Source organism: Marivita sp. (assembly GCF_965656765.1).
GTDB lineage: Bacteria > Pseudomonadota > Alphaproteobacteria > Rhodobacterales > Rhodobacteraceae > Marivita.
Genome location: NZ_CBFHLV010000094.1, coordinates 1 through 8,088, shown reverse-complemented (window position 1 = coordinate 8,088; position 8,088 = coordinate 1). Strand labels below are relative to the sequence as shown.

11 protein-coding genes are annotated in these 8,088 nt (G+C 57.1%); 6 read left to right on the top strand and 5 right to left on the bottom strand.

The features are described from left to right. Positions 1-265: DUF599 family protein (locus tag ACTG4M_RS16465; protein ID WP_439124755.1), on the top strand; the 265-nt coding region annotated here is incomplete at its 5' end. Positions 266-348: 83 nt separating this feature from the next. After that, positions 349-633: a hypothetical protein gene (locus ACTG4M_RS16460; protein ID WP_439124754.1), complete on the top strand. Its 285-nt coding sequence runs from the start codon at positions 349-351 to the stop codon at positions 631-633. Positions 634-736: 103 nt separating this feature from the next. Here the strand turns inward: ACTG4M_RS16460 and trhO are convergent, their stop codons facing one another. Next, entirely contained in the window at positions 737-1,657 is a 921-nt protein-coding gene (trhO, locus tag ACTG4M_RS16455) for an oxygen-dependent tRNA uridine(34) hydroxylase TrhO (RefSeq protein ID WP_439124753.1), read from the bottom strand. A gap of 112 nt (positions 1,658-1,769) precedes the next feature. On the opposite strand from trhO, the gene pncA reads away from it, so the two are divergent. The 4 genes from pncA to pncB all read left to right on the top strand — a co-directional run bounded on the left by pncA (position 1,770) and on the right by pncB (position 4,955). Beyond that, positions 1,770-2,363 carry a bifunctional nicotinamidase/pyrazinamidase gene (pncA, locus tag ACTG4M_RS16450; protein ID WP_439124752.1) on the top strand — a complete coding sequence of 198 codons (594 nt, stop codon included), beginning with the start codon at positions 1,770-1,772 and terminating at the stop codon, positions 2,361-2,363. Next, entirely contained in the window at positions 2,360-3,061 is a 702-nt protein-coding gene (locus ACTG4M_RS16445) for a YkgJ family cysteine cluster protein (protein WP_439124751.1), read from the top strand. The genes pncA and ACTG4M_RS16445 overlap by 4 nt, the downstream gene beginning before the upstream one ends. A gap of 85 nt (positions 3,062-3,146) precedes the next feature. Next, positions 3,147-3,602, top strand: coding sequence for a TerB family tellurite resistance protein (locus tag ACTG4M_RS16440; protein ID WP_439124750.1), 456 nt, complete (start codon positions 3,147-3,149; stop codon positions 3,600-3,602). Between the two features lie 60 nt (positions 3,603-3,662). Continuing rightward, complete coding sequence (pncB, locus tag ACTG4M_RS16435; RefSeq protein ID WP_439124749.1) at positions 3,663-4,955, top strand: nicotinate phosphoribosyltransferase; 1,293 nt, start codon at positions 3,663-3,665, stop codon at positions 4,953-4,955. 118 nt (positions 4,956-5,073) lie between these two features. On the opposite strand, the gene mscL is transcribed toward pncB, so the two are convergent. The 4 genes from mscL to ACTG4M_RS16415 form a co-directional block, all read right to left on the bottom strand. Further along, complete coding sequence (gene mscL, locus ACTG4M_RS16430) at positions 5,074-5,499, bottom strand: large conductance mechanosensitive channel protein MscL (protein ID WP_439124748.1); 426 nt, start codon at positions 5,497-5,499, stop codon at positions 5,074-5,076. A gap of 149 nt (positions 5,500-5,648) precedes the next feature. Next, positions 5,649-6,098 (bottom strand): YtoQ family protein, encoded by a 450-nt coding sequence (locus ACTG4M_RS16425; protein ID WP_439124747.1) that lies wholly within the window; start codon positions 6,096-6,098, stop codon positions 5,649-5,651. Between the two features lie 68 nt (positions 6,099-6,166). Further along, positions 6,167-6,799 carry a class I SAM-dependent methyltransferase gene (locus ACTG4M_RS16420; RefSeq protein ID WP_439124746.1) on the bottom strand — a complete coding sequence of 211 codons (633 nt, stop codon included), beginning with the start codon at positions 6,797-6,799 and terminating at the stop codon, positions 6,167-6,169. A gap of 29 nt (positions 6,800-6,828) precedes the next feature. Then, a partial coding sequence (locus tag ACTG4M_RS16415) for a phenylalanine--tRNA ligase subunit beta (RefSeq protein ID WP_439124745.1) occupies positions 6,829-8,088 on the bottom strand: 1,260 nt, incomplete at its 5' end.

The following is an 8,088-nucleotide window of genomic DNA, read 5'->3' as shown; positions in this document are numbered from 1 at the left end:
CATGTCGGCGGTGCCGAACGATCCAAATGATCCCAAAGCGTTGCCTATGGCCTTGCAAGCCGCCGAGGTGAACATCACGGCAGCGCGCGGGTACAATCGCGGGCTGCGGTCTGTGTATTTTGGTATTGCGTCGTCCGCCTGGCTGCTGGGTGCGGGGCCTTTGATCTTGGCGACGTTGGTGACGCTATTGGTGATTCTGCGCCGGGAATTTGCGTCGCAATCGCGGCATGTCCTCATTCACGGTGCGCCGGACGCGAAAACGTGACTTTGACGTTTGGACGGGTCTGTTAAGCTGTCGGCATGTTTGTACGTGCCCTTGTTTGCCTCACCTGTTTTGCAACGTCCGTCTTGGCTGACCCGCCAGAGATTGTGGATGCTGAGATTATCGGCATGCGCGTTTCTGTGACTTTGAAGCATGCTGACACGGGGTGGGATCACTACGCGGATGGGTGGCGAATTGAGGCCGAGGACGGCACCTTCATTGGTACCCGCGAATTGCTGCACCCACATGTGGAGGAACAGCCGTTTACTCGAAGTTTGAGCGTGACCGACCTGCCCGAGGGGCCATTATTCATACGTGCCAAGTGTTCCGTTGATGGTTGGTCTGAAACCCGCGTGCTAATGGCCCGCTAAGATTCTTCGTACGAAGAATCTCATACCCGGACGGGTGAAAAAAAGGTGAACATCGTTGACCCATTGTTTCGCACGCGAAACATTGTGGCCGACACGGACCTATTTATGTTTCATCAACAACATCTGCATGCAAATGCCGCTCGCCACGCTCTTCGGCCAATCGGATCTGTTTTTGGCGCTCTCGGAATCGCGCTTTGTCGCCGTCTGAGGTTTCATCAATACAAAGATGGCATGACACGCCATGTTCGTATTCGGGATTGTCGCGGTCCGCTGGCAAAATTGGTCGGCGGCAGGCGTGACACAAAAGATGCGGCCCTTCCTTGAGGCCGTGCCCCACGGACACCCGACCGTCGAACACAAAGCAATCCCCGGTCCAGGTGCTTTGTTCCTCTGGTACCTCTTCAAGGTATTTCAGGATGCCACCCTTGAGGTGAAAGACCTCGTCCACACCCTGACTGATCAGGTAGTTGGTGGATTTTTCGCAGCGAATACCCCCGGTGCAGAACATCGCGATACGCTTGTTGTGGAAGCGATCCTTGTTCTGTTCCCACCATTCGGGAAACTCGCGAAAGCTCTCGGTCTTGGGGTCGACCGCGCCGGTGAAGGTGCCGATGCCAACTTCGTAATCGTTGCGCGTGTCGATAACGGCAACATCTGGGCTTTGGATCAGTTCGTTCCATTCAGACGGCTGCACATAATGCCCAACCTTTGCTCGGGGGTCGACATCGGGGACGCCCATAGTGACGATTTCTTTCTTCAACCGTACTTTCATGCGGGCAAAGGGACGGTCTTGTGCTGTTGAGGTTTTCCATTCGAGATCGGCGCAGCCGGGCAGAGCGCGCAGGTGTGTTAACAAATGGTTAATTCCTGCCTCTGGGCCAGCGACCGTGCCATTTACCCCTTCGCCTGCCAAAAGCAAGGTTCCTGTGATCGCGTTCTCGCGGCAGGCGGCCAGAAGCGGCTCTCGCAGGGATGCAGGATCGTCGAAGCGGGTGAAGTGATAGAGTGCGCAAACCGTAAACATGAGCGGGAATTACGCTCGGTTGCCGTGCCTTGCAAGGTTTCGCAATGCCGCAACCCTTGACCCTTAACGGTGGTGTTCTTACCCAAGACATACCCAAGAAGAGGCTTACCCCATGTCTGCGCTGATTGTCATCGACGTTCAAAACGACTTTTGCCCCGGCGGCACATTGGCCGTCCCACAAGGCGACCAGATTGTTTCGGGTATCAATGCGTCGATGGCCGATGCCGAAGCGGTGGTTCTGACACAGGATTGGCACCCGGCTGGCCATTCGAGCTTTGCTTCTGAACACAAGGGCAAAGAGCCCTATGGCATGGTTGAAATGCCCTACGGGCCGCAAGTGCTTTGGCCGGATCATTGCGTGATCGGGTCGGACGGTGCCGCATTCCACAAAGACCTGAATACTGACCGCGCTGAAATGGTGATCCGTAAGGGCTTTCGTCGCTCCATCGACAGTTATTCGGCGTTCTTCGAGAATGATCATTCCACACCCACGGGGTTAGAAGGGTATTTGCGCACAAGAGGGATTGCAAAGCTCTCGTTGGTGGGTCTCGCCACGGATTTTTGCGTTGCCTATTCTGCGATTGATGCGGCCAAGCTGGGGTTCGACGTGACCGTGCGCATGGACCTGTGTCGGGCGATTGATTTGAACGGTTCGCTTGAGACCGCCAGGCAGGATATGGTGCAGGCTGGCGTGACGTTGGTATGAGCAAGAGTTCTACGCTTGCGGAGCGATTGAACAAAGCCCGCGTTGCAACAAAACCTGAAGTCAGTGATCGCGCAAAACGTGGGTTGATCGCGTATGTTGGGGCGCAGACTGACACGAAACAGGCGGTGACGGACCTTGCGGATGGGACAGCGGCAACCGGAATTGGCCGCCTTGGCCTGTCAGGTCTGTCGCCCAGTGGCTTGGCCTGTGCCGAGGGCTGCGCATTTTGTTGTATCCTGTCTGGCGATGATGGTGGGACCATTTCCGAAACCGAAGCGGTCGCGCTTTACGAGGCGCTAGCGCCACTAGCCGGTCAGCCGGATGGGCGTGAATGGAACCCCAAGGCGTGCCCATCGCTTGACCCGGACAGCCGCATGTGTCGCGCGTATGAAGCCCGCCCTATGATTTGCCGTGCCTACGTGTCGACGGATGTGAGCGCGTGCGAAGCTGTGGCACAAGGAAAGGCGGTACCCGGGCCCGGCACGCTTGGTCCGTATCACACTTATCTTGCGGCCATCGGTCTGAGCCGCGCTGCCTTGAAAGGCACCAAGCGAGTCGCGACCTATGCCTTGGCCCGCGTTGCCGCTGCAGCGGTAGAAGGCCAAAGCCTTGATGAGGCGCTGATGGCTGCACGTCACAAACCGACCGAATTGGATGCCGAGCTCAAGCGCAGCAAGCGCGATTTATCTCGAACGTGACGCCCGAAGGGGATGGTTTCCCCCTTTGTCCCAACGACAGAGTTGCGTAAGCTTTGGAAACGCTACCCTTTAAAGGCATCTTGCAATGTTCGAACGCATCCTAGCCCTATTTGACAGAACTGTGCAGCAGACACCCCTGCCACCGGCGGATGAGAAATTCGCTTTGGGGGCGCTGATGGTACGGACTGCGATGGCTGACCGGGCATACCTGTTTCAAGAGGTCGAAGAGATCGACCGCGTATTGGCCAAGATGTATGGCTTGGGTCCGATTGAGGCTGCCAAAATGCGGGCCCAGTGCGAAAAGCTGGAACATGAATTGTCTAAGACAGCCGAGCTTGCCGCTATCCTGACTGAAAACATCAGCACCGAAAAGCGAGAGGCTGCGGTCGCCGCTTTGTGGGATGTTGTCTATGCTGATGGCAACCGCCACGCCAAGGAAGATTTGCTTGTGGGCGAGATTGCCGGTTTGCTGGGGGTGGACGAAGCGACCTGTGAACGCATCCGCGACCAAGAGATCGCGAACTGGAACAAGAACCACTGACACTGGACAAGTCGGGGCCAGATTGGTCTAAGCGACGCGCCCGCGCCTTCGGAGACCGCCATGGTTGATATCGCCACCCGCGTCTGGAATCACAAATGGAAGATCGACCCGATTGTGCGGTCGCTCATCGATACGGATTTCTACAAATTACTGATGTGTCAGTCGGTGTTTCGCAACAAGCGTGACACGCAGGTCACGTTCAGCCTTATCAACCGGTCCTCGCATGTGCCTTTGGCCAAGCTGATCGACGAAGGTGAATTGCGCGAACAGTTGGATCACATCCGGTCGCTGTCTTTGCGGCGCAACGAAAGCACCTGGCTGCGCGGGAATACGTTCTACGGCAAGCGCCAGATGTTCCGTCCTGACTTTATGGAGTGGTTCGAAAAACTGCGCCTGCCGCCGTATCACCTTGAGCGGGTTGGCGATCAGTACGAACTGACCTTTGAGGGTGCCTGGCCTGAGGTAATGTTGTGGGAGATCCCAGCGCTTGCGGTTTTGATGGAATTGCGCGGACGCGCTGTTCTGAACGATATGGGCCGGTTCGAATTGCAGGTGCTTTATGCCCGCGCGATGACGAAACTGTGGGAAAAGATCGAGAAACTGCGCGATGATCCGGCGCTTCGCATTGCCGATTTTGGCACGCGGCGGCGTCATTCGTTCCTGTGGCAGGACTGGTGCGTGCAGGCGATGTATGAAGGCTTGGGCGACAGCTTTGTCGGGACGTCGAATTGCCTGATCGCCAAGAATCGTGACCTAGAGGCGATAGGCACCAACGCGCATGAGTTGCCGATGGTTTATGCCGCGCTGGCCGAGGATGATGCGGCTTTGGCGAAAGCGCCCTACGACGTTCTGGCCGATTGGCACGAGGAACACGAGGGTAATCTGAGGATGATCCTGCCGGATACTTATGGGACCGAAGGGTTCTTGCGTGATGCACCGGATTGGTTGGCGGGCTGGACAGGTATTAGGATTGATTCAGGCGACCCGGCCACCGGGGCCGAAACGGCGATCCGCTGGTGGAAAGAACGTGGGGAAGACCCGACCCAAAAGCTGGTGATCTTCTCGGACGGTTTGGATGTGGACAAAATCCTGGAATTGCAGCGGCAGTTTGCTGGGCGCGTTCGGATTTCGTTTGGCTGGGGGACGTTGCTAACCAATGATTTTCGTGGCCTGACCCGGGATGATCGGCTGGCGCCCTTTAGCCTCGTTTGCAAAGCGGTTGAAGCGAATGGGCGGGCGACGGTGAAACTGTCGGATAACCCGAATAAAGCGATGGGCCCGAAAGACCAAATTGATCGCTACAAGCGGGTATTCGGCGTTGGTGATCAAGAGCGGCTTGAGGTTTTGGTCTGAGCGTTTCGGGCTCGTCTAAGGCCTTTGCCATTGATGCCGTACGCAAAAACCCTGCGCTGGGCTGGCCGGCGCAGGGTTCTTTTTTGACCGTATCAACAATGTGATGACCGGTTCGCGGTTAGCTCTTTTTCAAGGCGTCGCGAATTTCGAGCAGAACATCAAGCTCGCTTGGGCCGCTGTCGACTTCGGGTGCGACCTCTTCGGGCGCTTCGGCTGCGGCTTTGACGCGGTTCACCATCTTGACCAAGAGGAAAACAACAAAGGCGATGATCAGGAAGTTGATCACGGCCATGATGAAATTGCCGATTGCAAACACGGCTGCGCCGGCTTCTTGAGCGGCGGCAAGAGACGCGTGTTCGCTGCCATCAAGCGTGTAGAACCAGCCGGAAAAGTCGATGCCGCCAGTGAAGAGCGCGATCACCGGGTTGATCAGGTCGCCGACAAGTGATGTCACGATGGCCGTGAATGCTGCGCCGATGATGATACCAACGGCCATGTCCATGACATTGCCCTTGGCGATGAAGTCTTTGAATTCTTGAATCATTACTCTGTTTCCCTCGTGTTGGCTTGCCCCGGCGATTGGGCCGGGGCTGTAAATCTGATAACATCGAAAGACGTTTTGTCACGTGTCGCAAAACGATCCACGGGGAAATTGCGAAAACCCGCCGCAAGTTGCGGCTTAAGCGCCGCAGGTCAGGCGGGCAGAGTGCCTTTGAGGACGTAACGCAGTATCTGCGCGACCTCTTGCGGGCTGCGGGTCATAGCGAGGGCTGCGGCGTCAACTTCTTTGAGCGCGTGATCATGGTCCGGCTGTTGCAAGATGATCAGCGATTTGCCCAATGCGGCTGCATACCCGGCATCGAACGCAGCGTTCCATTGTTTGTATTTCTCGCCAAAGCGCACGACGACCACATCGGCATCGGCAATGCCTTTGCGGGTGCGGATCGCATTGACCATCGCACCTTTGTGGTCGTGCCAATACTTGTTCTCTTCCGCACCAAGGATCGCAACGCCGCAATCATCACTCGCGGCGTGATCTGTTACTGGGCTGTCAAACGTAACATCCAGCCCGTCACAGGCATCGATGATCTGTTCGCGCCAGTCGGTGTGTATTTCTCCGGACAGGTAGACACGCAATCCCATGGGGCATTCCTTTTTTGTTTGGCCTTGTTTCGGGTCAAAGGGGTAGCGCAGATCGGTGCAAAGGCCAATCAATCGGCGCGGCGAGCAATCACAGTGCGGCGCGGGTCTTTGCCGGGGGCCATTTGGGTCTCAACAATTGTGAACCCAGCGCGTGTGATCGCTGCGTCTAGCTCGGCAGTCGAAAGCTTGGCGAAGTAGGGGGCTTTGCCTATGGCTTGCATGACAGGCAGGCCAAGCTGAATGAACCACCAGATCATGTTGCGCCGATCCGGCATGCAAAACGATTTGGAAACAAAGACCCCACCGGGTTTTGTGCGCGCAGCAATGTCTGATAACGCGCCGTCCATGTCTTCGAGCAAGTGCAGAAGGTTAAATGCCAAGACGACATCAAACGGGCCTTGTGGCGCATCCGCTGCATCGGTCTGGATGAATTGGACATTGCTCAGGCCTTGATCGTGGGCCTTTTGGCGGCCTTTTTCCAACATCGCGCCGGACACATCCGTTGCTATGATTTGGCTGACATCTGGCGCAAGGGCCACGGCAGTTGATCCGGTTCCACACCCAAGTTCGAGTACGGTGTCGGTTGGCGCAACCAGGGCGCGCACCTGATCAAGCGTCGCCTCATAGGCGTCTGGATTACGGATCGGAGTCGCCGCGTACTTGTCGGCGATGCGATCCCAGAACTTTGCTGACTTGTACATCGCCGACCTCGTTTTGGTGTGTTGCGGTATCAGCCGCGCAGAGCGCCTCCGGTGGCCTTCTCGACTTTCTCGATGATCTTTTTTCCAACCGCTTCGATATCGGCTTCTTTGAGTGTACTACCAGTTGGCTGAAGGCGCACGGTGATGGCCAAAGATTTTTTGCCTTCGCCCAAGGAACCTCCGATGAATTCGTCGAAGAGACGCACATCGGTGATCAAGGCTTTGTCGGCTCCTGCTGCAGCGTTCATCAGATCCAAAGCGGCAGTTTGGGCATCGACCACAAAGGCGAAGTCTCGTTCGACCGGTTGCAAATCGTTCAACATCAAAGCAGGGCGCGTTGCGCCGGTTTTGCGTGGCAAAGGAATTTCTTGTGGCCACAGTGTAAAGGCTACCGCTGGCCCTTTGACATCCATCGCCTTGAGCACTTTTGGGTGAAGTTCGCCAAATACGCCCAGCACCTTTTTTGGCCCAAGGCAGACCATACCGTGACGACCGGGGTGCCACCAATCGCTGGCGCCGCGCAGGATCTGTGCTTTGGCCGGGGCGCCCATGGCTGCAAGAACCGCTTCGGCGTCGGCCTTGGCATCAAACACATCAACGGCGCGTGATGTTCCGTGCACGTCTTTGGGCCCGGTTCGACCGACCAGCAGACCGGAGAGTTGCAGATGCTGCTCTTCGGGTTCACCGCCGTGGAAAGCGTGTCCCAGTTCAAACAGAGCCACATCCATGAAGCCACGCGCCTGATTGCGGGCAGCCGCCTGCAAGAGACCCGGCAGCAGCGCAGGGCGCATATGGCTCATTTCCGAACTGATTGGATTGGCCAGCATGGTGGCATCATCGCCGCCGCCGAACAGCTCGGCTGCGGCTTTGTCGATAAAGGTGTAGGTCACACATTCATTGTAGCCGAGTGCCGCAGTCGTCCGGCGCGCTGCGCGTTCGCGGCGCTGCATTGGCGAAAGGATCGGCTTGGGGACGCCTGGATTCATCCTGCGCATCGGCTTGCCCTGCAGCTTGGTCAAAGATGCTACGCGCGCGACTTCTTCGACCAGATCGGCTTCGCCCATAACGTCGGGGCGCCAAGAGGGGACCCGGGCCATGTTGCCGTCGAGCCGGAAGCCAAGGGCCGTCAGGGTCTGGCGCTGTTCGGCTTCCGGTATTTCCATCCCAACGAGCGAAATCACCCGCGCCGGATCAAGTTTGTAGGCGCGGCAGGTGTCAGGAACGGCGCCGGCCATGATCACTTCGGAAGCTTCACCGCCTGCATTGTCGACGATCATGCGCACGGCATG

What these genes read in the sequence shown, in the direction of transcription:
- trhO (WP_439124753.1), bottom strand. Translation starts at nt 1,657, where the DNA reads ATGTTTACGGTTTGCGCACTCTATCACTTCACCCGCTTCGACGATCCT.
- pncA (WP_439124752.1), top strand. Translation starts at nt 1,770, where the DNA reads ATGTCTGCGCTGATTGTCATCGACGTTCAAAACGACTTTTGCCCCGGC.
- ACTG4M_RS16445 (WP_439124751.1), top strand. Translation starts at nt 2,360, where the DNA reads ATGAGCAAGAGTTCTACGCTTGCGGAGCGATTGAACAAAGCCCGCGTT.
- ACTG4M_RS16440 (WP_439124750.1), top strand. Translation starts at nt 3,147, where the DNA reads ATGTTCGAACGCATCCTAGCCCTATTTGACAGAACTGTGCAGCAGACA.
- pncB (WP_439124749.1), top strand. Translation starts at nt 3,663, where the DNA reads ATGGTTGATATCGCCACCCGCGTCTGGAATCACAAATGGAAGATCGAC.
- mscL (WP_439124748.1), bottom strand. Translation starts at nt 5,499, where the DNA reads ATGATTCAAGAATTCAAAGACTTCATCGCCAAGGGCAATGTCATGGAC.
- ACTG4M_RS16425 (WP_439124747.1), bottom strand. Translation starts at nt 6,098, where the DNA reads ATGGGATTGCGTGTCTACCTGTCCGGAGAAATACACACCGACTGGCGC.
- ACTG4M_RS16420 (WP_439124746.1), bottom strand. Translation starts at nt 6,799, where the DNA reads ATGTACAAGTCAGCAAAGTTCTGGGATCGCATCGCCGACAAGTACGCG.